This is a genomic window from Actinomadura sp. DC4 (assembly GCF_030406325.1).
In the GTDB taxonomy this organism is placed as follows: Bacteria; Actinomycetota; Actinomycetes; order Streptosporangiales; family Streptosporangiaceae; genus Actinoallomurus.
Map to the genome: position 1 here is coordinate 213,416 of NZ_JAUEQY010000009.1, position 21,662 is coordinate 235,077.

A 21,662-nucleotide genomic window follows, 5' to 3' on the forward strand; every position below is an offset into this window, starting at 1 on the left:
CGGTGCCCGCAGCCGGGGGATCAGCCGCTGGTGGCGGCCGAGCCGCGGCTCGACGCTGATCAGGAGTTCTTCGGCGGTACGGCGCTGGGCGTTGCGGAACTCCATCCGACCCCACCTCAGTCCGGGGATCCGGCCTAGTCACGGTGGTGAAAGTAGAAGGCCGCGGCGTTGTCGTGCAGCACCGCCCGGACGTGCTCGGGTCCGATCGTGTCGGTGAGCAATCGGAGGTCGTCGTCGTCGAACGGCCGCCGGGCGCGGGTGGAGGGCAGGTCGGTGCCGAACATGAGGGCCCGGGGGTCGGCGGCGACCACCGCCTGGACCGCCTTGGTCACCTCCAGGTCGACGCGGCCGAACCCGGTCGCCTTGACCCGGCCGCCGCGCTCGACGAAGGAGAGCAGGTGGGGCAGGCCGCTCTCGGTCAGCCCGAGGTGGTCGACGCTCACCGCCGGCAGGGCCCTCAGCACGGGCATCAGGTCGGGCAGGTCGGCGGCGTCGATGTAGAGCTCGGTGTGCCAGCCGGCGACCTCGTGGACGTGGCGGGCCAGGGCCTCCAGGTGGTCGAGGGTCTCCGAACCGCCCCGGCGCACGTTGAACCGCACGGCCCGTACGCCGTGGGCGTCCAGCCGTGTGATCTCCTCGTCGGTCACGGTGACGGGCAGCTGGGTGACTCCGACGAAACCCGTGCCCAGCCGCCGGAGGGCCTCGACCAGGTAGTCCTGGTCGAAGCCCTGGAAAGAGCCGGAGACCACGGCCCCGCCGGTGATCCCCAGCGGGTCCGTACGCCGGAGGTAGTCCTCGGCGGTGAAGGCGGGCGGCAGGTAGCCGTTGTTCTCGGTGAGCGGGAAGCCGGGGTCGATGATGTGGAGATGGGCGTCGAACACCGGACGGGCGGATGTGCTCATGCGGAGCTCTCCGCGGCCTGGACCCGGTCGGTGAGCCTGCGGCCGTCGACCGCGGTCAGCTCGACGGTGCGGTCCGGCGGGGTGTCCGACAGCGCCCGCATGCAGGTCCACTCGACCAGGCCGGCGAGGTGGCCGGTGGCCGGCACCGGCGGTATCCGGCCGAACTCATCCGGCTCCGGCAGCAGATGCGGAACCGTGCGGGTCTTCGGGACGCGGTAGTCGAGCGTCGCGGTCGGCCCGGACCGCAGGGTTGGTTTCACCTGGTCCTCCGTGTGGTTACGGGTTCCCACTCATCGACCGGCCCCAGGAGGCGGGCGGCGGCCGTCCTGGCCCGGCGCATGGCCGTACGGTCATCGGCCACAACGACGCGTGCGTTGGCCCCGTCGATCGGCGGTGTCCGCGGGCGAGCCAGTCGAACACGGCGAGGATCCGCCCGGCCCCCTGGACCTCGCAGCCGGCCAGGAACTCGGTCAGGGCCGCCTGCCGCTGCCGCCGGCGCTGGTCGAGCACGGCGGCGATGAGGTTCTCCTTGGAGCCGAACCGGGCGTAGAGCGTGGGCTTGGAGACTCCGGCTCGATCCATCGGCCTGTCCACGCTGGTCGCCCGGATCCCCTCCGCGTGGAAGACCGCGGCCGTGACGTCGAGCAGCCGCCGGCCGCCCGGACTCAACCGATCCACAGAAACCAGACTGACAGGTCGGTAAGGCCGTGGAAAGCATCATCCGCCTGGCTTGCACCGACGCGTCCCGCCACGTGCGAGCGCGGCGGGCGGCCTCCGCCCGCCGCGCCCGTGTCGTCAGACCTCGATCACCTTGATCGACGGGTGTCGCTTGGTGTTGAGGTAGAGCTTCTCCTTCGAGTTCTCCCGCTCCAGCTCGAGGACGAGCCGGTAGCGGTACACCCCGGGCGGCGCGGTGCTCTGGATCGCGCCGGCCCAGTAGTAGTAGACCGAGGTGTACTGGGACCGCATGGCGTCGGGCATTCCGTAGATCTTGAGCTCGGTGAAGATCCGCCGCTCCGCGACGTCCTCCTCGTCGCCCTTCTCGATGTCGAGGAACACCAGATTGGTGATCTTCGGCATCGGCGGCCACTTGCCGTCCGGCCGCTTCTCACCCTCGATGGGACGGACGATCCAGTTGAGGACCTGGCCCTGCTTGCAGATCGTCTCGAGCTCGCTGCTGCCCTGCCCGACGCCGCCGATGCTGTTGTCCATCATGAACAGCGCGTCGTCGAGCGACCCCGTCTCCGTCGCCTTCTGGACGTTCACCAGCGTGACGATGTTGAGCTGGACGGAGTTCATCTGCCCGCGGCCCTTGGTGTCCTCCGCCGCGTACTGGGACGTTGTCATGCTGACTCCTTCACCGAGTCCGTCGCTCCGGGGCCGGCGCTCGAGCCGACCAGGGCAGGCGACGTCTCGGTGGTGATCGGCTCGGTCACGGTTCCCAGCCGGAACTGGATGCGGTACGGCACCGGCTCGGTGAGATCTCGTTTGACGGTCGCGGACCAGTAGGAGATGTCCGTGCCGGGATAGACCTTCTGCTTGGGCTCGCAGATCTCCGCGTCGATCAGGATGGCGGAGATGGCGGCGTAGGTCTCACACTCCAGCGGAAGGGTGTTCCAGAGGAGCTGGTCGCCCTTGCGCACCCGGGTGCGCAGCTCCTCGCCGCCGAGTCCGGTCGAGCCGCCGGTCTTGTTGGTGTCGTAGAGGTAGAGGTTGCCGCGTACGGTCCCGGCGGCCAGGGCGGCCACCGGGTCGATGACCGCAGTGATCGATATGGGGCGGTCAGGGGCGGTGTTGGGTCCTGGTTCCGTCGGTTTCGCCTTGGCGCGTATCGGCATCGGAGTCCTCCCGTTCGAAGGCGTGGTGGTGGACGGCTAGACGCAGGGGACGGGCAGCATGCCCAGGCCCGCACCGGTGAAGGCGTTGTACTTCGGGTCGTTGGTGACCCTGAGGGCCGACGAGCAGGTCAGGTCGACCGACTCCCAGACCAGCTCGCCGTTGCGGGTCACCAGCTCGTGCAGCTGGATGTGCATCGTGTAGGAGTAGGTCCCGGGCCGTGCGCTGTCGACCGATGCCGCCCAGTACCACCCGTCGGAGACCATGTCCGGCGAGCCGTACTCCGCCGGGTACATGATCTTCTCCTCCACCGCCGTCCCCGTGATGTCGGTGATCACTGGGTTGGGGTAGTTGTACGCCTGGGAGCCATCGCTCACGACGTTGCCGGTGACGTCGAGGATCTTGCTGCTGGTGACGTTGCGGCCGCCGCGCTTGCGCCGGGCCTGCGCGCCGACCCGGCGCTGGAGACGGTCCAGGTCGGTGGCGGTGTCGACGTCGGGGTCGGAGAACCCCTCCGCCACCGACGACAGCTCGCGCAGCGCCTGCCGGTCGGTCTCGCGGGCCCGGTCGGTCTGGTAGCTGCGGGGCACCGTCGGCGGGATGGCTCCGAGGTTGTACGGGAGCCAGTTCAGCACCTGTTCGGTGGCCTGTGAGCCGTCGCTCCAGTAGGTGCCGGGGACGACCGTGACCAGGTCGCCGGTTCCCTCGCCCGTGGAGCCGAGGAACTTCATGTTGTCGAAGAGGTAGACGTTGCCGTCCAGCGTCCGTGACTGGAGCGCGCCGGCGGCGTCGACGAGCACGATGATCGCATGCTGCTGTGCCATGGATCAGCCTTTCCTGTCGTGGGTCACGCGCACATCAGCGCGGGTGAGTCGATGTGCATGACGCTGTTGGCGCCCTCGTGGATCTGCACTTCGAGGCGGTACCGGTAGGGGACGCCGGGGGTCAGGTAGGCCGGGACGACGCCCGACCAGACCACCCGGTCGAGGTTCTCGGGAAGGCCGGACGGCTCGGCGCCGCCGGTCTCCGCCGCGGGGGCCGCGGCGCGACCCTCGGGGCCGAGGAAGGTGATGTTCCGGATCTCGACCGGTGCCTGTACGTCGATCCCGATCGGGGTCCACTGGATGACCTGGCCCGGCCGGACGATGGTGCAGAGACCGGTGGTGCCCTGCCCGCGGCTGCCCAGCTTCCCGTCGTCCATCAGGGAGAGGTTGCCGTTGTGGAGCGTACGGTCCGAGAGTGCTCCGACGGCGTCCACGAGGACGATGATGCTGACTTTTGTTTCCATGCGACTCCTGCCTTCGTCGGGTCTGTCTTCTTCTCCTGCGGTGTCGGTGGTCTCCGGCCTCAGCCCCGGTCGCGTACGAGGGGGACCTTGCCGACGGCCGTCCGCTCGATGTCGGGGGACGACCGGTGCACGAAGGCGAGGTGGAACTTGTAGCCGGTCCGCTCGATCGCGGCCGGCGTGGCCTCGCCGTTGTTGAACAGCGACAGGGCGCGGGGCACCGCGCCGGTGAAGACGCGCTGGAGGCCGACGGGGCCGAGCGCGACGTCCACGGTGTGCGACAGGCCCTCGACGTCGTCGACCTCCGCGAGCAGGGTGATCGTCTTGTGCTCACGGTGGTTGACGAACTGGACGTCGTGGGCGACCTCGTCCAGGTCGATGGCGACGGCCTTGCGCAGGTCGTCGCGGAGAGCGGAGTAGGAGAGCGCGGCGGAGTACTGGCTGTCGTTCAGGTGCAGCACGTCTCCGGTACGGCCCGCGAACTCGAACTGCTGGGTCTTCAGGCCCGGCCCGCTGAGGGCGGGCCGGCGGATCATCCGGTCGCCGAGCTTGAGACGGAGCAGCGGCGTCTCGTGCGCGTGCAGGCGCGTGACGACCAGCTCGCCCTCCTCGCCCTCGGCGACCGCGCGCCCGTTCTCGTCGACGATCTCGATGAGGTGCAGGCCGGGCACGGCCGCGAGGTAGGGGGAGTGGTCGCGCAGCTGGAGGCCGATGGTCTCGGCCTGGGTCGCGGCGAAGTAGCTGAGGATCGCGACGTTCGGATAGAGCGCGCGGAGTGCGGCCCGCGTGCGCTGCGGCAGCACCCCGCTGCCGTACATCGCCACGCGGAAGCTGTCGCGCACCTCCTGGCTCATCCCGGCGCCGAGGTCGGCCAAGACCGCGATGCCCGCGGTGATCCCCATCAGCGCCTTCGGCCCCTGGTAGGAGAACATGTGCTCCAGCACCGGGGCGGTGACCGGGCCCGCGCCGATGTAGTTGACGCCCGGCACGTGCTGCAGGACGCCGCCCACCATCGTGCCGCTGCTCCACATCTGGTAGTCGGCGAGGTTGGTGAACAGCCACTTCGGATCGGCGCCCGGAAGATATTCGCGAAGCTGGTAGGTGCCCATGAAGCGCCCGGCGATCCGGTAGGTGTCGCGCAGCTCCCGCAGCGAATAGACGATCTCAAGAGGAAGCCCGTCACTGGTGCCGCCGCTGGCCACGACCTCGAACCCGCCACGCGTGAGCGGCACCACGAGGCCCGGACGCGAACCCATGAACATCTCGCGCTGGACCTTCTTGTCCGAGAGGGGGATCTGCTCCCACTCCTCGTACGTGGCGGGTGGCCCGGTCACCCCCGCGGCGACCAGCCGCTCCCGCCACAGCGGGTTGAGCAGGACCGAGTTGACCATCTGCTGCAGGCGGCGCAGCACCAGGGCGTTCTGCACGTCGAGGGAGACCTCGCTGTACGGCACGCCGTTGATCCGTTCGCACTCCCGCATCTTGCTCGCGAAGGAGGGCAGCCCGGCGACCGCGTCCACCGACCAGGGCTGAAGCTCCTCGTCGGGGATCAGCCGGGCCGCGAGCTCGGCGACCTCGCTGGGCGCGTGGCCATTTTTGGTGGCGGTTATCGTGTCCATTGCGCACTCCCTTTGTTATTGATCTCCCGCGTTCTTGGTGAGCAGGTGCTCGCCGGTGCTCCTGATCTCGGCGATGAGCATCCGGATGTGTTCGGGGTTGATCTGGTGGTTCATCATGACGACGCGCAATGCCGCCACGCCCTCGACGTCGACCTTGGATATGAAGAAGCGGCCGTCGCTCCTTATCTTTTTTCTGATCTCCAGCTGCAGACGGTGGAGATGCTCTTTTTCGACGCCGGGCGGGCGATAGCGGAAGCAGAGAATGTTCGCCTCGGGATGGTGCAGTGTCTCGAAGTCTGGTTCGGCGAGAAGAATGCCGTGGGCGTCGTGCGTAAGGCGGCACAGATATTCGATCTTCTCGGCGAACAGCGCGCGCCCGTAAATGGCCCACAGCGTCCACAGCGGCATGATCATCGGACGCTTGGTGCACTCGAAGTTCTTGTCGCCGCTGTCGTAGGCGCCGTAGATGTCGGGATCTTCGTCGAACACATAGCTGGCGCGCTGCTGGAACGCTCCCATGGCCTTTTCGGCGTTGCGGTAGAACAGCAGCGTGCAGGGCGCCGGGACGAACATCATCTTGTGGGCGTCCCAGGTCAGCGAGTCGGCCCGCTCGATGCCCCGCAGCTTGCGGCGGAGCCGGTCCGACACCAGCAGGCTCGCGCCGTGCGCGCCGTCGACGTGCAGCCAGCTGCCGTGCTCGGCGGCGACGTCGGCGAGCTCGTCGATGGGGTCGAACGCGCCCATCGTCGTGGTGCCGGCCGATGCCACCAGGCAGAACACACGGAGGTTCCGGCGCTCGGCGGCGGCGAGCGCGACGCGCGCCCGGTCGGCGTCGATCTGCTGGCGCCGGTTCACCGGCAGCCGGACGATCTGCGCCTCGCCGATGCCGAGCACGCCGACCGCACGCGCCAGGCTGTAGTGCACGTGCTCGCTCATCGCGATCGCCGGGCGCACGGACGTGCCCGACTCCCCGTTCGACCAGATGCCGGGGAAGGTGCTGTTGCGCGCCGCCAGCAGCGCGGTCAGGTTGGCCAGGGAACCGCCCGAGGTGGTCACCATGGCGAAGCGCCCCGGATCCCACCCGATGAAGCGGTTGAGCTCGTCGGCCATGATGCGTTCGGCGACGTTGGGGAGCTGGCCCGCCTCGTAGAACGACGACGGCTGGTTGACCACCGAGCTCACGAAGTCGATGACGCCGGCGAGCGGCACCGTGCCGGAGAACTGGCGCCCCATGTAGCCGGGCGAGTGAACCTGGATCCCGGTACGGACGTAAAGGTCGACGATCGCCGCCAGCTTCTTCTCGTCGAAGGCCGCGACGCTTTCGTGTTCGGTCGTCATAAGCTCGCGTGCGGCACGGATGAGAATCGCCGGGTCGGTGAGTTCGAGCCCTCTGACGGAGACGTCCGTAAGATGGGACTTTAAGCGGGCGACCACCGTCTCGGAATTTTCATGGAAAAGGTGAGGATCGAATGCCGCATGCAGCGATTCGCTAAGTGTATTTAGGGAGTTGAATGCTGGCGGGGGGTTTTTCACTGCCGAATCCTTTTGGATTATATGGCCATTCCTAGAGGGTCTCTGGCGGCTAGAGCTTAGGCAGACGGCGGCGGCGACGGCAAGGTAACGAATTGCTGGCCGCAGGGGCATAGACAGCCCAAGAAGCTGCCGCCTTATCGGGGGCTATCTCCCTGTATTGAGTGAAATACGGCGCAAGGCTGGCATCTTGCTTATTTCCGCTGGAAACCCCGGGCGGTGAAGGCGCGTCCAGGCGATCTTATCGAAGATCCGCAAAGCTCAGTGCGATCTTCCCGGATGGTTGGCGAGGGCGAAGTGAAGGGTGTCGAGAGCCCATTTCCAGGAGGCGTCGGCCTCGCGTGGCGTGTGCCGGAATCCGCCCGCCATTTCCAGGCTCACATAGCCGTGAAAAGCGCCGCCGAGAAAGCGTACCGCGTCGGTCTGGTCGGGCTCCGGCAGGTCGTAGCCGCGCAGAATCGCCCGCGTCATCGCGGCGTGCCGGGGCGCCGCGCTGGCGGCCGCCGTCTCCGGATCGAGCTCGAAACGGGAGGCGGCGTACCGGCCAGGATGCTCCTTGGCGTAGCCGCGGTACGCGTCGGCGAACGCCACCAGGGCGTCCCTGCCCGCGCGTCCGGCGAGCGCTGCGGCGGCCCGGTCGGCCATCTCTTCCAGGGACAACAGCGCCACGCGCACCTTCAGCTCCCGCACGTTCTCGATGTGCGCGTACAGGCTCGGGTCCTTGACGCCGAGCCGGCGCGCGACCGCCGAGACGGTCACCCGGTCGAAACCGATCTCGTCGGCCAGCTCCGCCGCCGTCCGCGCGAGGCGCTCGCCGGTGATGCCCGCGCGTGCCATGGGAGCTCCCTGCGCTAGACCAATAAGGCGTTTGCCTAATCATATTAGGGAAGCTAGCCTCGCGAAACATGAGACCGATCACTGAGAGCGACATCCGCAGGTCGTTCGTCAACTGTTCCAAGGGCGAGGCCCAGCGGCTGGGCGTCCCCAGGGATCTGGAAGAGCAGCCCTGGGACGATCTCGACTTCCTGGGCTGGCGCGACCCGGGAGCGCCCGAGCGCGGCTACCTCGTCGCCGAGCGTGACGACGGCGGGCTCATCGGCGTCGTACTGCGGGCGACGCGGGGAGTCTCGCGCGGATTCACGGCGCGGAGCATGTGCTCGCTGTGCCTGACGACCCGTACGAGCGGCAGCGTGGCGCTGATGACGGCGCGCCGCACCGGCGAGGCCGGCCGCCAGGGCAACACGGTCGGGCGGTACCTCTGCACCGATCTGGCCTGTTCCCTCTACACGCGCGGCGTGAAGGAGTCGGCGGCGGGCGGGGACGTGGACGAGACGTTGCCGGTGGAGGAGAAGATCGCCCGTACGCGGGCCAACCTCACCGCCTTCATCGACAAGGTGACCACATAGCGACCGCGTCACCGCCGTCGGCGGCGGTGACGCGGTACGCCTTCGTCAGCTCACGCAGGCACGGGCACCGGGTCCCGGAAGCCGTTGTCGAGCACGGATCGGTCGGCGACGCTGCCGCTCCGGTTTCTCGCCGACCTGATGACGATCGCTCAGGACTCGCCCTGACCCGAGTAGGCGCAGAAGTGGCCCGCGGGGCAGTTCGGCGGGTTGGCCTCGGCGGTCGCTGTGGGAGGTCCTGCGCAGCCTCCATCTGCTGGGAAAGCCCGACGGCGCCGTCGTGTTCGGCGAGTGGAAGCACCGGGTGCGGTCGCGGCTCCAGAGGAGGCCGCCGATGCCGTCACGCCTGGCACCGCCGTACGGCTCCTCGGCCGACTTCCTGACCCCGTACGCCGGGGTCGGCTCGCTCCAGGCCGGCGCCGAGACCGTGCCGTCGACGACGCGCGGGCGGCTCCGCGACGACCTGTGCCTGGCCGACCGGCAGCGACGGCTTCCCGGCCGGGCGGGACCTGCCGCATGACCTTCACCCTGCCCCGCCGGCCGCCCTCGAACGCGTGCCGGAGCCCGGATGAACGATCCGCGCGGTTTCGCCGCCGGTCTGGTCGCGGGGTATCTCGCGCTCGGGCTGCTCATGGGAGGGCTGGGGGCGTACCACGCGGGCGCCCGCTCTGGGAGCACGCGGTGCGGCTGCCGGCCCGTGCGCGTCGTGGGCGCCGACTACCGGGTCGCCGCGGGCCTGGCCGTCGCGGTGGCGGCGTTCGGCCCGCTCCTCCACCCTCGCCTCGTCGTCGCCGGGACGTGAGCGTCAGATGGCGAAGTGGGCGCGGATCGCCGTACGGCCCGGCCTCGTGTGCAGCCGTACGAGGTCGGACAGCTGGTGGACCAGGAGCACGCCGCGGCCGCCGGGCGAGTCGGGGGTCACCGGGCGGCGTCCCACGAGCGGGTCGGCGATGAACCCGGTGTCGCGGACCTCATAGATGAGGTACTCGTCCTGGCTCCAGATTCGCAGGTCGCCCGCCCCGCCGCCGTGCGCGAGGCTGTTGGCGGCCATCTCGTTCACGGCGAGCTCCACGTCCATGACCCGGTCGGCGGCCAGGCCGGACCGGCGGGCGTGCTCGACGGCCAGGGCGCGGGCCTGGTCCAGGTTCGTGTCGTCGAAGGCCAGCACCGCGAGCAGGCCGGCGGGCTCGGGCAGCGGCACGTCATAGGCCCGGCCGAGGCGCTCGGGCGCGTACGTGGCGCTGGGGCGTTCGCCCTCGTCGTCGATCAGGAGGGGATGGGTGGCGGCGGCGTCGGCGAGGACGCGCGGGTCCAGCCGCTCGGCGTCGTACGGGCACAGTATGGTCACCGCGCGGCCGGCGAACGCCAGGTTGATCAGTGCCTCGTGCTGCACGCAGGCGGGGTATTCGGCCTCGCTGCGGCCCGGCCAGATCGGCTCGCCGATCATCCGCACCCGGCCGTGCGCATGGGCGTCGGCGAAACCGCGGAGGACGCCGGGGATGATCCGTCCCGGATTGCGGCCGGCCTGGGTCATGTCCACCCAGCGGACGCCGGTGGCCGACTCGCCGAGCTCGGAGCGCAGCAGCCGAAGGTTCGGCCCGGGAGCGGCGACCACGACGGGGTCGCCGAGCCTCAGCCCCTCACGGACGAACGGCGCCGTGCCGGCCAGATAGCCCTGGGCGCCTCGATAGAACAGCGCGGGATGAACGAACGGCGCCGTGCCGGGCCGCGGCTTCGCGGCCTCCGGCTCACTCATCGCGCACATCTCCCGATCACCTTCTTACGTGGCGATAGTACGTGCAGAGCGGCGGTGTCACATCTTCGGCGGAACCGTGATCGGGAATCGCCCCTCGCCGGGCTATCATCCGGCTGGGAGCTAGTGATCTGAGGTTGAGGTCGAGGCGGGGAACCAGATGGTGGAACAGCTGACCGTTGGCACGCGCACAGCCGGGGAGACTGTGGTCCTGACGTTCGCGGGAGAGCTCGACGTCACCAACGCCGGACAGGCGGAAGAGGCGGTACGGGCCGCTCAGGCCGAACACCAGTGGGACTCACTTGTCTTCGACCTGAGCGGCCTGACGTTCATGGACTCGACCGGAGTCCGCGTGCTCGTACGCGCGCATCGTCTGGCCGCCCAGCGCGGGGGGACCATCGCGCTCGCCGGGCTGACGCCGTCGGTGTCCCGGATCATGGAGGTCACCGGGCTGGACCGTGCCTTCGCCATCCACGCCACCCTCGGCGAGGCGCTCCCCGCCCACTCCCTGAGCAACGGGGACGACCGACGGTCCGGCTGACCGCGCGTGGCACCGAAATACAATTATTGTTATGCCCGAAAATGGGTTACTCGCGCGATGTCCCGGTGAAGGCAAGAACCGGACAGGTCCCTTAAGCGTGGATGGCATAGGGTTACCTCTGAGTACCCATAAAACGGTGGCAGGGGGCCCGCATGTCTCCGGTACGTCCAAAGGATGGCCGGAACTACCACGCGGAGTTGGCGCTCGCCACTCTTCAATCCGTTCTCGGCGTCTACGCCGCGCTGATTCTCCGGCTGCCTTGGTGGAAGGGGCTTCTGTTCATCGGGGGCGCCATCGCGTTGACGGCTCTGTTCATCGCCCTGTTCACCCGGCCGCCGGGCGACCCCACGGATCACGCCAGGGACTACCTCAAGACACTCGTCCGGTTGCAGATCGGTGCGGTGAAGTGGCTGGTGGCCGGGCTGCCCGGGGCCGCCGTGGTCCTGATGGCGTTCGGCGTGGTGTGGATCGCCTCGGACCATTCGTGCGCCGCACCGGTCGACCTGCGAATCCTCACCGCGGAGGAGAACGTCCCCGCGCTCACCGAAGCGGCGGCCCACTACGTCGCGGACCGGTCGGGCGACGGCTGCCGGAATGCCATCGTCACCGTCTCGGCCGGTTCCGCGACACAGGACATCGAATCGGGATTCACGCGCGGCTGGAAGATATCGAGATCCGATTCCGGGTCGGCCACCTATTTCGGCCCGCGGCCCGACGTATGGATTCCGGATACGACGGCGGCGGCGGTCGAGGCGCAGACCTATCTCGGCAATTCGTCCGGGGACCAGAACGACGAGGCCGAGCTGGAAATCGGCGGGTCGGTCGGTACGTCGCCGATGGTCATCGCGGTTTTCGGAAACGCCTACAGCCCGCCGGGGGCACACCCGGGCAGCCTCGACTCGCTCTACGCCGGGCTGAAGGCCGGCGGCGTGGACGTCCCGACGCGGCCGTCCGCCAAGACCTCGGAGGCGGCGCTGGTGTCGACGCCGGTGCTGTCCACGGCGACCCAGCACGGCTACGGCGTGAGTGCCCCGCAGGCCGAAAAGGTCATGAGCTCCGGCGGATCGGTCGCCGGCGACGCCGCCGCGATCCTGTGCCGGTTCCGCGCGCAGGACATCGCGCACGGCAAGCCGCCCGCGCACACCGCCGTGGTCGTCCCGGAGATCGCGCTGGCGCGCTATGACAACAACCTCGCGATCGGGACCGGGCCCGGCTGCGAGAGCGGCCGCCGGGTGCCGGGCGACCCGGCGAGGTTCCCCGCACCGGCGTGGCGCATGTACCCCTACTACGCCGGCGACCTCCCGGTGCTCGACCACCCCTTCGTCCACGTGCGCTGGCCCGGCGAGGTCAACGAGCCGAGAGACCACCTGGTCGAGGACTTCCGTTCCTGGCTCGCGGTGCGCTCGCCCGGCGTCGGCGGCTTCCGCACCCCGGATGGGCGGATCCCGGACGGCAGCGCCGGTGAGCTGCGTGAGCTCTCGGGCCTGTACGACCCCGGCCAGGCCATCCCTTCGACCATCGGCGGCAAGGGCGCGTTGAACGCCGGCGCCGACCGGGCCAAGGCCGCCGCGCAGTGGGCGGAGGCGAACAACGTCTACCGCGCGGGACGCCCCTCGGTGTCGCTGAAGCTGTTGTTCGACATCTCCGGGTCGATGGCCACGCCGCTGGGTGACGGGGAGCCGCGCCTGTACCGCGCGCAGGAGATCGCGCGGAGCCTGCTGCAGAGCGTGCGCGACGACGACAAGATCCAGGTGTCGGAGTTCTCCACCCGCGCGCGGGTGAGCCTCGACCCACGCGCGGACGACGGGTACCCGCCCGGCGACCGCGGCGTCCTGCGGGACAGGATCCAGAACGAGCGGGCGAACGGGTCCGACCAGCCGCTCGCCGCGGCCATCTCCGACACCGCGAAACAGGTCGGCGACCCCGACGACCTGGTCGTGCTGACCGACGGGCAGCTCGCGAGCACCAACGCGGGCACGACGGCCTCGGCGGCGGCGCTGCGCAAGGCGTACCCGGACCTCCGGGTGCACATCGTGCTGACCGGGCCGAAGACCTGCGGAGACGCCCTCATCAAGCAGATCGCCGGCGTGCTGGGTCCCCACACATGCGTCGACGGGTCGATCAAGCCGCCGGACGACACCGCCGACGCGGTGCTCGCGGCGGTCCTGTGGGGTGACGGCGCATGAGGAAGCGGACCGAGGTGCTGGTCGCCTCCGTCGTCGCCGGTGTGGTCACGTTCCTCGGCGTACGAGTCCTGACCGCGTCTCCGTCCACGCGACCCGAGCTCCGCGGCTGCGGCGAGCACGCCGGGCTGGTCGTCGCGGGCGGCACCGACGTCAGCGCGGGCGGCCAGCGCCGCACGCTCGTCCAAGGCTGGCGGGGCGCCGGCGGCGAGCGCGCGTCTCTCGTGGAGGTCGGGACGTCGTCGGACGAGCAGCGCAGCCAGCTGGCCGCCGCCGAGGAGGCCCGCAGCTGCGCGTACGACGTGCTGATCCTCGACGCCCCCTGGGTCGCGGAGTTCGCGCAACGCGGCTTCCTGGACCACGTCGACCCCGCGTGGGTGGCCGACGCCGACGGCGTCTTCCCGGCGGTGTACCAGGCGGGCGCGTGGAAGGGCACCCAGTACGCGGTGCCGTGGAACACCGACGCCGGTCTCCTCTACGCCCGCAAGGGCACACCGGCGCCGGCGAACTGGCGTGACCTGCTGGCCACGGGCTACGCCTCACAGCTCGCCGACTACGAGGGCCTCACCGTCAACGCCCTGGAGGTCCTGTGGAACACCGAGGGCCTCGTGCTCACCGGCGCGGTCGACAAGGTCAGCGTCGAGACGGCCGCGGGCATTATCCTGCCCGGTCTCCGGCAGCTCGCCGCGAACCGGGCCGCGGGCGACTCCCGCTCCTACAAGGAGGCGGAGACCCTCGGCGCGTTCGTCGGCGGCGACACGACCTCGAACCGCCGCTGGGACCTGATGCGCCACTGGCCGTACGCCTTCCGCAACCTCACCGCCGATCCGCGCGTCCACGGCGCCTTCGGCGTCGGCCCCCTGCCCGGGCCGGGGTACAGCGTCCTCGGCGGCCAGTACCTCGCGGTCTCGCGTTTCTCCAAGCACGCCGCCGAGGCCGGCCGGCTGGTGAGGGAGCTCACCGGCGTACGGTCCGAGCAGCGTCTCTTCGCGTGCGGCGGGTTCGCGGCCACCCGGCAGGCGGCGTTCGAGGACCCGAACTGCCAGGGCGCCTCGAAGGACCCGGACGTGCCGACGGCGGCGGAGCTGGCGAGCTTCGCGGCGACGCTGAAGACCGCGCTCCGGACCGCGCACCCGCGTCCGGTGACGCCGTACTACGAGCAGTTCAGCGAGACGTTCCGCCAGTGCGTCCTGAACGTCCTCGACGGGCATGCCCCGTCGGCGAAGACCGTCGCCGACGCGCTGAACACCGCGCTGACCGGCCACCGGAGCGACTGCTCCCCGGCGGAGAAGTGATCGCTGGGCGTCCGATTCGCTACGTACAACGTACGGAATCAGGTGCCTCTGTGCGTTCCGATCGAATCAAGTACTACGTGATAGCTTACTAATGTGAGTGAGGTATCAGCGCCCGTCACAGAGGGCGCCGTCGCGGAAATCCGGCGTGGGGTGACCCGGCTGGCACATCGGCTGCGGGCCGAGCGGCCGGCCGGTGCGCTGAGCGCCAACAAGATCAACGTGCTCGGGCACCTGTACCGCCGGGGGCCGAGCACCCCCGGGGAGGTCGCCGCGGCCGCGTTCCAGCAGCCGCAGTCGCTCACGAAGGCCTTCGCCGAACTCGAGGCGGCCGGCCTGGTCACGCGCCGCCCCAGCGACCACGACCGGCGCGCCTCCGTCCTCACCATCACCGAGACCGGATGCGACGCGCTGACCCGCGACATGGCCCAGCGCGAGACGTGGCTGGCCGAGGCGCTCACCGGCCGGACCCGGGCCGAGGTCGAACTCCTGCGGGTCGCCGCCGTCCTGATGGACGAGATCGCCGACACGCCGGGAGGGGAGAGATGAGCGGCGAACCGGGCTGGGTCGCCCACGCGGTCTGGTGGCACGTCTATCCGCTCGGGTTCGCCGGAGCGGACACCCGCGGCGCCGACCGGGAGCCCGCCCACCGCCTGCCCCTCCTGGAGAACTGGCTCGACTACGCCGTACGGCTCGGTGCGTCCGGCCTCGCGCTCGGCCCGATCTTCGACTCCTCGACCCACGGCTACGACACCATCGACCATCGGCGCATCGACCCGCGGCTCGGCGACGACGACGACTTCGACCACCTCGTACGTGCCGCGCACGACCGTGGGCTCCGCGTCATGCTCGACGGCGTCTTCAACCACGTCGGCCTGGCCTTCCCGCGCTTCCAGCGCGCGCTGGAAGGCGGCCCGGAGGCCGCGTGGTTCCACCTGACCTGGGCGGGCGGTGGGGAGCCGTCGCACGAGACCTTCGAAGGCCACCGCGACCTGGTCAAGCTGAACCACGCCAACCCCGACGTGGCCGCGTACGTCGCCGACGTCATGACCCACTGGCTCGACCGCGGCGCCGACGCCTGGCGGCTCGACGCCGCGTACGCCGTGCCACGGGAGTTCTGGGCCGAGGTGCTGCCGCGCGTACGCCGGGCGCACCCGTCGGCGTACTTCGCGGGTGAGGTCATCCACGGCGACTACGACACCATCGTGCGTGAGACGGGCATGGACTCCGTCACCCAGTACGAGCTCTGGAAGGCCATCTGGAGCTCGCTCAACGACGGCAACCTCTTCGAGCTCGCCTGGGCTTTCAAGCGCCACAACGGCTACCTCGACACGTTCGCGCCGCTGACGTTCGTGGGCAACCACGACGTCACCCGCCTGGCCAGCAGGATCGAGGACGAGCGGCACCTCTCCCACGCCCTCGTGACGCTGCTCACCGTGGGCGGGACCCCCTCGATCTACTACGGGGACGAACACGCCTTCCGCGGCGTCAAGGAGGACCGGGCCGGCGGGGACGACGCCGTACGCCCCGCCTTCCCGGCGAGCCCGGAGGACCTCGCGCCGTACGGCCGGCCCGTCTACCGCCTGCACCAGGACCTCATCGGGCTGCGCCGCCGTCATCCCTGGCTGCACCGCGGGCGTACGGACGTCATCGACATCGCGAACGGCCACCTGGTCTACGCGACCACCGACGGCCGGAACCGGCTGACCGTCGCGCTCAACCTCGGCGACGCGGACCTCCCGCTCCCGCCCGGCGGCACCATCGTGCTCGGCAGCCATCCCCAGGCCACCGGTACCGTGCCCGCCCACGGATGGACCATCACGGCGTGACGATCGCGCCGGCCGCGCGCCAGCCGCTGGTGAGGGCGCCCTGGACCGACGGGCTGTCGCGGTGGTCGCCGGCAACGTACCGGCCGTCTCCCAGCGCGACCGGGCGGCGCAGCCGGCCGAGGGGCGGCGAGGCGTCGGGCAGCGCGTGCGGGATCCGTACGGTCGTCAGGTGTTCCCACTCTTCGGTCGCGGTGCCGTAGACGCGCGCGAGTTCGGTCCTGACCGCGGCGGGGTCGGCGTCGGGCGCGGCGACGGTAGTGGCGATCAGGTGCCGGCCGTGCGGGGCGTAACCCGGTACGGCGTTGCTGACCACGATGGTGTTCGCGATGCGCACGCCGCCGGACCCGTCGGCGTCCAGGACGAGCGTCGGCTCCTCCACGGGCGGTTCGGGGGCGGAGTGGTAGACGGTGGTCAGCGCGTGCATGGCGGGTGCCGGGAGTTCGGGCAGCAGGCGGGCGGCGGTGACCGGGTCCGTGGCGACCAGGACCGCCCGTGCCCGTACCGTCCCGCCGGGCGTGTGCGCGGTCGTGCCCGGTAGCCGTTCGACGGGTGTGTGGAGCCGGATCCTTTCCGGCGGCAGCGGCGCGGCGAGCGCCGCCGGCATCGCGCCCACCCCCGTACGCGGCAGCCCGAGGCGGCCGTGGACGAACGACCGGACGATCATCGCCAGCGCGTGGCTGGAGGTGGTCAGGCGTGGGTCGCCGAACACCCCGGAGAGGTAGGGGCGGACCAGGCCGTCGAGCATCGCGGAGGACAGCCCGCTCATCACCTCGGCGGCGGTGGTCTCGGGTTCGTCCAGCAGCCGCGCCGGGGGCACGGCGGCGTACCGGGCGATGATCGCGGCCAGCCGGACCCGGTCGGCGAGGGTGCCGAGGCCGCCGAGGGCCGACTCCAGCATCCGCGGAACCCCGCGGGGGTCGCGCAGCGGGTGGGCGTAGCGCTCCAGCCGGCCGCCATGGCGCACGAGCACCCCGGACCGGAACCAGCCCATGTTCAGGGCGTCGAGGTCGACCAGGGCGGTCAGTCGCGGGTACGCGGTGTTGACCACCTGGAAACCGCGGTCCAGCAGGAATCCGCCGGCCTCGTCCGTGGCCACCCGGCCGCCGACGCGGTCACCGGCCTCCAGGAGCAGGAAGTCGACGCCGTCACGCCACAACCGCCGGGCGGCGGCCAGCCCCGCCATCCCGGCTCCGATGATCAGTACGTCGGTCTCCGCCGTCGCCACCCTCTGTGCACTTCCCGCCTGCGCCACGGTTACGCCCCGGGCTCCCCGCCGAAGGCGAACACGCCGAGGGCCGCGAGGCAGACCGCGGCGGACGCCAGCAACGACCAGCCCGTTCCCGCCGTGACGAAGGCGCCCATGACGGCGACGCCGAGCGTCGCGCCGACCTGGCGTACGGCGTTGAGCATGCCGCCGGCCGAACCGGCCGTACCGTCCGGGGCCGCGCTGACGATGGCCGCGACCAGCGCCGGCAGGGCGTAGGAGATGCCGAGGCCGGTCAGCAACAGGCCCAGCGCCAGGAGCGGATAGCCGCCCGCGGTGAAGATCGTGACGCTGAGCGTGGCGCCTCCGGCCGACAGCAGGGCCAGGCCGGTCAGGATCGGCGGGCGAGGCCCGACCCGTGCCACGATCCTGCCGGTGACCGGAGGGTTGGCGGCGAAGGGGATCGTGAGCGGCAGGAACGCCAGCCCGGTCGCGAACGGGCTCAGCTGCCGTTCCCGCTGGAGCAGCAGCGGGAGGACGAACAGGGCTCCGGTGAGCGCGAAGTTCACCGCGGCCCCGGCCAGCAGTCCCGCGCGCACCCGGCCGGCCCGCAGGAGCGCCCGGTCCACGACCGGGGCCGGGCTGCGCCGTTCCAGCGCCACGAACAGGACGCCCGACGCCAGCGCCCCGGCCGAGGACCACAGGGCATGGGTCCAGGCGCGGGAGCCGGCGGCGATCACCGCGTCGGTGAGGAGCGCCAGCACGGCGACGGCCGCCGACTGCGCGAGCCAGTCGATGCGGCGCTCGTTCCGCTTGACGGCCACCTCCCGGCCCAGCGTCAGCAGCAGTACCACCAGGCCGATGGGCACGTTGACGAGGAAGATCGAGCGCCAGCCGCCGGCGCCGACCAGCGCGCCGCCGGCGATCGGGCCCGCCGCCACCGCCGCGCCGCTGGTCGCCGCCCAGATCGAGAGGGCACGGGCGCGCGGGGCCGGCTCGGGGTAGAGCCGGGCGATGATCGCCATCGAGGCCGGCACGCAGGCCGCCGCGGCGACGCCCAGGACCGCCCGCAGCGCGACCAGCGTCCACAGGTCCGGCGCGAACACGCTGAGCAGAGAGGCGACCGCGAAGACCGCGACGCCGGTACGGAAGATCCGGTGAGCGCCGTACCTGTCCGCCACCGCGCCCGCCGACAGCAGGAGCGCGGCGAACGCCACGGTGTACCCGGTGGTGGCCCACTGGAGGCCGGCGACCGAGGTGTGCAGGGACGCCGCCAGGTCGGGTTCGGCGACCGACAGGACCGTCGTGTCCAGCAGCACCATGAAGTAGCCGAGGGAGACGCCCGCGAGGGCACGGGGCAAGGTCATGTACGGCTCCAGGCGGTTGAGGGATGGTGCGCCCACCCTGTGTTCCGGCGGGCCCGTGCCTCCACCGGCGCCGCCGTACGCCGCGTTCGGAATTTCCGAACGCGGAGGGCCGTTGCCCAGCCCGTGGAGTTGCGTCAGCTCAGGACCTTCGAGGCGGTCGTGCGGCACCGTACGGTCACCGACGCCGCCGTCGCCCTCGACCTCGCGCCGTCGTCGGTATCGCAGCAGATCCGGACCCTTGAGACGTCCCTCGGCGTGACGCTGTTCGAGCGCGGCCCGCGGGGAATGCGCCTCACCGCCGCCGGCGAGCGGCTGCGGGGCTGGTCACGGAGGCTGCTCGACCAGGCCGAACAGGCCTACCATCAGGTACGCGCCGAACGGCCGGTACTGCGGCTGGGCGCCCTGGAGACGCTGGCGGGCTCGTACGTGCCGCGGGTGCTCAGGAGGTTCGCCGAGCGCCGGCCGGACGTCGACGTCGAAATCCGCTCGGACCGCGCCCGCGACGCTCTCATGGCCGACGTGGTCGGCGGACGCCTCGAAGCGGCCCTGCTCCTGGACTGCGGCGACGACGTCGGCGACCTCGGCTTCCCGGCCCCGCCCGAGCCGCTGGCCTTCGTCGACCTCGACCCGGTCCCGCTCGCGCTCGTCGCCGCCCCCGCCCATCCGCTGTCCGCCCGTACGGGCCTGACGCCCGGCGACCTGCGGCGTCAGCGGCTCCTGGTCAACGTGCCCGAGTGCTCGTTCTGGATGGCCGGGCACAGGGTCCTGGGCGCGGCGCCCGAGCGGATCAGGGCGGGCGGAGTCCCGGTCATGCGCGCCTGGGCCGAGCACGGCCTCGGCATCTCACTGTTGCCGGAGTTCGCGGTCGCCGACAGCCTGAGCGCGGGCACCCTCGTCCGGCTGGACCTTCCGGTCCCCGACCTCAGCCTGCGGCTGGTGTGGCGCGAGGACCGGGAGTCCCTGCCGGGCATGCGCGACATCCTGTACGCCGCCACCCGCCCCTGAGCCTCACGGCGGCGCGCCCCCGCGCCCCGGCTGGGTGAAACGTCCCATCCCACGGGTGTTCCCGCAGGTCATGACCTCGTGACATCCCAGTGTCCCGGAATCCTTGAAGTCGGAACCCGCGACCGCCGAGACTTCCGGCACAGCTCCCCCGTGGAGCTGAGACCGAGGCGGCAGGGGGCCGCCCCGGCGAGAGTACGGGGAGGAACGAATGAGACGTACACGCGCTCTGGCCGCCTTACTGGCGGCGGTCATCGGCGGGTTCCTGCTGCTGGCGGGAACGGCGTCCGCGCAGCCGGCGACGGCGGGGGCCGTCGGCACCGGGACCATGAAGGCCGCCGACCACTGCACGGTCTTCTGCGTGTCGGTCTACAACGGCACCAGTAAGGGCATCTGGATGCGGGGCAACGTCGGCCAGCGCTGGATCCCGCCGAAGACCTGGTCCGACGACGCCTACCCGGAGCTGAAGGACGTCGACGAACTCGACGTGCCGTACGGCTGTGACCTGACCTACCAGGGCACCCGATACCACTACGGTCAGACGATTCGCATTCACGGGTACTCCCCGTACGTCTGGATCGTCGGCATCGGCTGCTGACCGCCATCCGGAACGAACGCCGGCGCACCTGCGCCGGCGTTCGCATTTCCAGGCTGGCGGGGATTCCGGCGACGGGGCATCAACGTCGGCGAGCGTCTCCCCGCCGGGCGGAAAGGACCTCGCCCGGCCACAGTGGATCAACGGCCCGAGCTGGGTCAGGGCTCCGACGCCCGTGAACCCGGCGCTGTTCGGCGTGACGATCGCCTCTGACCTGGGTGAAATGCCGTCATTCAGGGTCGGGGCGGTCCGTTTCTGGGACAGCAACACCCGGTGGGCCTCGATCCAGCCTCGCCGCGGCGTATTCGACTGGTCGACGCTCGATCGTCTCGTGACCGGGGCGAACCACGCCGGGCTGCCCGCCCTGTTCGTCCTCGGCGGAACCCCGGGGTGGGCCGCTCCCGCCGCTCGCAAGGCACCGTACGGAGACGGATCACGGGCCGCGGCGCCGGATCACATGCGTGACTGGAAGACCTTCGTACGCGCACTGGCCGGCCGTTACCGCGGGCGGATCGAGGCGTACGAGCTGTGGGTCCTGGGAAACGACCCGCGTTTTTTCGCCGGCCCCGCCGAAACGCTGGTCGAGATGGCCCGGCAGGCCGAGACAGTCATAAAGAAGGCCGATCCGAAGGCCACGGTGGTGTGCCCGGGAATGGGACGGCTATGGACGGATGAGGGGCGTCGCGTACTCAAGCGGTTCGCCGAGCTCGGCGGTTTTCAGTACTGCGACGTCGCGAGCTTGAAACTGCACCAGCGGAGCGCCGGCGACCCTCCCGAGACCATGCTGAAAATCCTCCAGGTCGTCGGCGGAGTCATGCGCGGGGCGGGTATCGGTCCGCCGATATGGAGCACCGGGACCACCTACGAGATCGCGCTCGAGAAACGCCTCGACGAGCGGCGCTCGATCGACTACGCCATGCGCTATTACCTGACCGGCCTGTACGGAATCGAGCTGAACCTCCAACGGATGTACTTCTATTCCTGGGGCAATACGAAGATCCCGCTGGTGCTGCAGGCCGAAGAGGGCGCGCCGACCCGCGCGGCCATGGCCGTCGACGAACTCCAGCGCTGGCTGGCCCATGCCCGCATCCGTGCCTGCGGGCAGGGCCTGCCGTCCGGCCTTCCGGCCAATGTGTGGCAGTGCGAGTTCGTCGATGATGGCGCGCATCCGGCGTGGATCCGCTGGACGTCGGCCGGGTCCGCCGACACCGTCGCGCCTCCCGGCGCGCGGATGATCCGCCGGATCGGGGGTTCGGCCGCCTCCGTACACCCCGGAGACGTGGTCCGGGTCGGCGAACGGCCGCTGTTCATCGAGTGATGG

The 21,662-nt window shown here is 70.7% G+C and carries 24 protein-coding genes; 11 read left to right on the forward strand and 13 right to left on the reverse strand.

The genetic code is table 11. From position 1 onward, the window contains the following. Positions 1 to 134: 134 nt before the first annotated feature. The 10 genes from QWU11_RS17410 to QWU11_RS17455 all read right to left on the reverse strand — a co-directional run bounded on the left by QWU11_RS17410 (position 135) and on the right by QWU11_RS17455 (position 8,009). Positions 135 to 902, reverse strand: a complete 768-nt coding sequence (locus tag QWU11_RS17410) for an amidohydrolase family protein (RefSeq protein WP_290110735.1) — start codon at positions 900 to 902, stop codon at positions 135 to 137. Next, on the reverse strand, positions 899 to 1,162 hold the full coding sequence (locus tag QWU11_RS17415; RefSeq protein WP_290110737.1) for a hypothetical protein: 264 nt from the start codon (positions 1,160 to 1,162) through the stop codon (positions 899 to 901). Before QWU11_RS17415 ends, QWU11_RS17410 begins: the two co-directional genes overlap by 4 nt. 16 nt (positions 1,163 to 1,178) lie before the next feature. Beyond that, positions 1,179 to 1,580: a TetR/AcrR family transcriptional regulator gene (locus tag QWU11_RS17420; protein ID WP_290110739.1), complete on the reverse strand. Its 402-nt coding sequence runs from the start codon at positions 1,578 to 1,580 to the stop codon at positions 1,179 to 1,181. A gap of 117 nt (positions 1,581 to 1,697) precedes the next feature. Beyond that, on the reverse strand, positions 1,698 to 2,249 hold the full coding sequence (locus QWU11_RS17425) for a hypothetical protein (RefSeq protein ID WP_290110741.1): 552 nt from the start codon (positions 2,247 to 2,249) through the stop codon (positions 1,698 to 1,700). Next, positions 2,246 to 2,740, reverse strand: a complete 495-nt coding sequence (locus tag QWU11_RS17430) for a hypothetical protein (protein WP_290110743.1) — start codon at positions 2,738 to 2,740, stop codon at positions 2,246 to 2,248. Before QWU11_RS17430 ends, QWU11_RS17425 begins: the two co-directional genes overlap by 4 nt. 36 nt (positions 2,741 to 2,776) lie before the next feature. Continuing rightward, positions 2,777 to 3,562 carry a hypothetical protein gene (locus QWU11_RS17435; protein WP_290110751.1) on the reverse strand — a complete coding sequence of 262 codons (786 nt, stop codon included), beginning with the start codon at positions 3,560 to 3,562 and terminating at the stop codon, positions 2,777 to 2,779. A 23-nt stretch (positions 3,563 to 3,585) separates the two neighbouring features. After that, complete coding sequence (locus QWU11_RS17440) at positions 3,586 to 4,026, reverse strand: hypothetical protein (RefSeq protein ID WP_290110756.1); 441 nt, start codon at positions 4,024 to 4,026, stop codon at positions 3,586 to 3,588. A 59-nt stretch (positions 4,027 to 4,085) separates the two neighbouring features. Then, positions 4,086 to 5,642, reverse strand: coding sequence for a hypothetical protein (locus QWU11_RS17445; protein WP_290110760.1), 1,557 nt, complete (start codon positions 5,640 to 5,642; stop codon positions 4,086 to 4,088). Positions 5,643 to 5,657: 15 nt separating this feature from the next. After that, entirely contained in the window at positions 5,658 to 7,175 is a 1,518-nt protein-coding gene (locus QWU11_RS17450) for a pyridoxal-dependent decarboxylase (RefSeq protein ID WP_290110768.1), read from the reverse strand. A gap of 258 nt (positions 7,176 to 7,433) precedes the next feature. After that, positions 7,434 to 8,009, reverse strand: coding sequence for a TetR/AcrR family transcriptional regulator (locus QWU11_RS17455; protein ID WP_290110770.1), 576 nt, complete (start codon positions 8,007 to 8,009; stop codon positions 7,434 to 7,436). 68 nt (positions 8,010 to 8,077) lie between these two features. Between QWU11_RS17455 and QWU11_RS17460 the strand changes: the two genes are divergently transcribed. The 3 genes from QWU11_RS17460 to QWU11_RS17470 all read left to right on the forward strand — a co-directional run bounded on the left by QWU11_RS17460 (position 8,078) and on the right by QWU11_RS17470 (position 9,377). Next, the gene (locus QWU11_RS17460) at positions 8,078 to 8,578 is read left to right on the forward strand and encodes an FBP domain-containing protein (RefSeq protein ID WP_290110772.1); all 501 of its coding nucleotides are present in this window, start codon (positions 8,078 to 8,080) and stop codon (positions 8,576 to 8,578) included. A 331-nt stretch (positions 8,579 to 8,909) separates the two neighbouring features. After that, positions 8,910 to 9,095, forward strand: a complete 186-nt coding sequence (locus QWU11_RS17465) for a hypothetical protein (protein ID WP_290110780.1) — start codon at positions 8,910 to 8,912, stop codon at positions 9,093 to 9,095. Between the two features lie 48 nt (positions 9,096 to 9,143). Further along, positions 9,144 to 9,377, forward strand: coding sequence for a hypothetical protein (locus QWU11_RS17470; protein WP_290110784.1), 234 nt, complete (start codon positions 9,144 to 9,146; stop codon positions 9,375 to 9,377). A gap of 3 nt (positions 9,378 to 9,380) precedes the next feature. Here the strand turns inward: QWU11_RS17470 and QWU11_RS17475 are convergent, their stop codons facing one another. Next, positions 9,381 to 10,331 (reverse strand): sensor histidine kinase, encoded by a 951-nt coding sequence (locus tag QWU11_RS17475; protein ID WP_290110786.1) that lies wholly within the window; start codon positions 10,329 to 10,331, stop codon positions 9,381 to 9,383. Positions 10,332 to 10,488: 157 nt separating this feature from the next. Between QWU11_RS17475 and QWU11_RS17480 the strand changes: the two genes are divergently transcribed. The 5 genes from QWU11_RS17480 (at position 10,489) to QWU11_RS17500 (ending at position 16,173) form a co-directional block, all read left to right on the forward strand. Beyond that, the gene (locus QWU11_RS17480; protein WP_290110787.1) at positions 10,489 to 10,869 is read left to right on the forward strand and encodes an STAS domain-containing protein; all 381 of its coding nucleotides are present in this window, start codon (positions 10,489 to 10,491) and stop codon (positions 10,867 to 10,869) included. Positions 10,870 to 11,168: 299 nt separating this feature from the next. Beyond that, entirely contained in the window at positions 11,169 to 13,055 is a 1,887-nt protein-coding gene (locus QWU11_RS17485) for a VWA domain-containing protein (protein WP_290110789.1), read from the forward strand. Then, complete coding sequence (locus tag QWU11_RS17490) at positions 13,052 to 14,347, forward strand: extracellular solute-binding protein (protein WP_290110812.1); 1,296 nt, start codon at positions 13,052 to 13,054, stop codon at positions 14,345 to 14,347. Before QWU11_RS17485 ends, QWU11_RS17490 begins: the two co-directional genes overlap by 4 nt. 93 nt (positions 14,348 to 14,440) lie before the next feature. Next, on the forward strand, positions 14,441 to 14,893 hold the full coding sequence (locus QWU11_RS17495) for a MarR family winged helix-turn-helix transcriptional regulator (RefSeq protein ID WP_290110821.1): 453 nt from the start codon (positions 14,441 to 14,443) through the stop codon (positions 14,891 to 14,893). Then, a complete protein-coding gene (locus QWU11_RS17500; RefSeq protein WP_290110823.1) occupies positions 14,890 to 16,173 on the forward strand; it encodes an alpha-amylase family glycosyl hydrolase in 1,284 nt (427 codons plus the stop codon). The genes QWU11_RS17495 and QWU11_RS17500 overlap by 4 nt, the downstream gene beginning before the upstream one ends. Here the strand turns inward: QWU11_RS17500 and QWU11_RS17505 are convergent. Both QWU11_RS17505 and QWU11_RS17510 read right to left on the reverse strand, forming a co-directional pair. Next, complete coding sequence (locus QWU11_RS17505) at positions 16,163 to 17,398, reverse strand: NAD(P)/FAD-dependent oxidoreductase (RefSeq protein WP_290110834.1); 1,236 nt, start codon at positions 17,396 to 17,398, stop codon at positions 16,163 to 16,165. The two genes, QWU11_RS17500 and QWU11_RS17505, sit on opposite strands and share 11 nt — an antisense overlap. Positions 17,399 to 17,427: 29 nt before the next feature. Further along, positions 17,428 to 18,744: an MFS transporter gene (locus tag QWU11_RS17510; protein WP_290110840.1), complete on the reverse strand. Its 1,317-nt coding sequence runs from the start codon at positions 18,742 to 18,744 to the stop codon at positions 17,428 to 17,430. Positions 18,745 to 18,867: 123 nt separating this feature from the next. Here QWU11_RS17510 and QWU11_RS17515 point away from each other — a divergent pair, with 123 nt between their 5' ends. From QWU11_RS17515 to QWU11_RS17525, 3 genes are all read left to right on the forward strand, one after another. Further along, positions 18,868 to 19,749 carry a LysR family transcriptional regulator gene (locus QWU11_RS17515; RefSeq protein ID WP_290110845.1) on the forward strand — a complete coding sequence of 294 codons (882 nt, stop codon included), beginning with the start codon at positions 18,868 to 18,870 and terminating at the stop codon, positions 19,747 to 19,749. Between the two features lie 208 nt (positions 19,750 to 19,957). After that, a complete protein-coding gene (locus QWU11_RS17520; protein ID WP_290110847.1) occupies positions 19,958 to 20,344 on the forward strand; it encodes a hypothetical protein in 387 nt (128 codons plus the stop codon). Between the two features lie 220 nt (positions 20,345 to 20,564). Then, a complete protein-coding gene (locus QWU11_RS17525; protein WP_290110849.1) occupies positions 20,565 to 21,659 on the forward strand; it encodes a hypothetical protein in 1,095 nt (364 codons plus the stop codon). The last annotated feature ends 3 nt before the right edge of the window (positions 21,660 to 21,662 follow it).

Bases quoted from the DNA above. Each gene is read 5' to 3' on its own strand.
- QWU11_RS17410 (WP_290110735.1), bottom strand. From the start codon at position 902: ATGAGCACATCCGCCCGTCCGGTGTTCGACGCCCATCTCCACATCATC.
- QWU11_RS17425 (WP_290110741.1), bottom strand. From the start codon at position 2,249: ATGACAACGTCCCAGTACGCGGCGGAGGACACCAAGGGCCGCGGGCAG.
- QWU11_RS17430 (WP_290110743.1), bottom strand. From the start codon at position 2,740: ATGCCGATACGCGCCAAGGCGAAACCGACGGAACCAGGACCCAACACC.
- QWU11_RS17435 (WP_290110751.1), bottom strand. From the start codon at position 3,562: ATGGCACAGCAGCATGCGATCATCGTGCTCGTCGACGCCGCCGGCGCG.
- QWU11_RS17440 (WP_290110756.1), bottom strand. From the start codon at position 4,026: ATGGAAACAAAAGTCAGCATCATCGTCCTCGTGGACGCCGTCGGAGCA.
- QWU11_RS17445 (WP_290110760.1), bottom strand. From the start codon at position 5,642: ATGGACACGATAACCGCCACCAAAAATGGCCACGCGCCCAGCGAGGTC.
- QWU11_RS17455 (WP_290110770.1), bottom strand. From the start codon at position 8,009: ATGGCACGCGCGGGCATCACCGGCGAGCGCCTCGCGCGGACGGCGGCG.
- QWU11_RS17460 (WP_290110772.1), top strand. From the start codon at position 8,078: ATGAGACCGATCACTGAGAGCGACATCCGCAGGTCGTTCGTCAACTGT.
- QWU11_RS17465 (WP_290110780.1), top strand. From the start codon at position 8,910: ATGCCGTCACGCCTGGCACCGCCGTACGGCTCCTCGGCCGACTTCCTG.
- QWU11_RS17470 (WP_290110784.1), top strand. From the start codon at position 9,144: ATGAACGATCCGCGCGGTTTCGCCGCCGGTCTGGTCGCGGGGTATCTC.
- QWU11_RS17475 (WP_290110786.1), bottom strand. From the start codon at position 10,331: ATGAGTGAGCCGGAGGCCGCGAAGCCGCGGCCCGGCACGGCGCCGTTC.
- QWU11_RS17480 (WP_290110787.1), top strand. From the start codon at position 10,489: ATGGTGGAACAGCTGACCGTTGGCACGCGCACAGCCGGGGAGACTGTG.
- QWU11_RS17490 (WP_290110812.1), top strand. From the start codon at position 13,052: ATGAGGAAGCGGACCGAGGTGCTGGTCGCCTCCGTCGTCGCCGGTGTG.
- QWU11_RS17500 (WP_290110823.1), top strand. From the start codon at position 14,890: ATGAGCGGCGAACCGGGCTGGGTCGCCCACGCGGTCTGGTGGCACGTC.
- QWU11_RS17510 (WP_290110840.1), bottom strand. From the start codon at position 18,744: ATGACCTTGCCCCGTGCCCTCGCGGGCGTCTCCCTCGGCTACTTCATG.
- QWU11_RS17520 (WP_290110847.1), top strand. From the start codon at position 19,958: ATGAGACGTACACGCGCTCTGGCCGCCTTACTGGCGGCGGTCATCGGC.
- QWU11_RS17525 (WP_290110849.1), top strand. From the start codon at position 20,565: ATGCCGTCATTCAGGGTCGGGGCGGTCCGTTTCTGGGACAGCAACACC.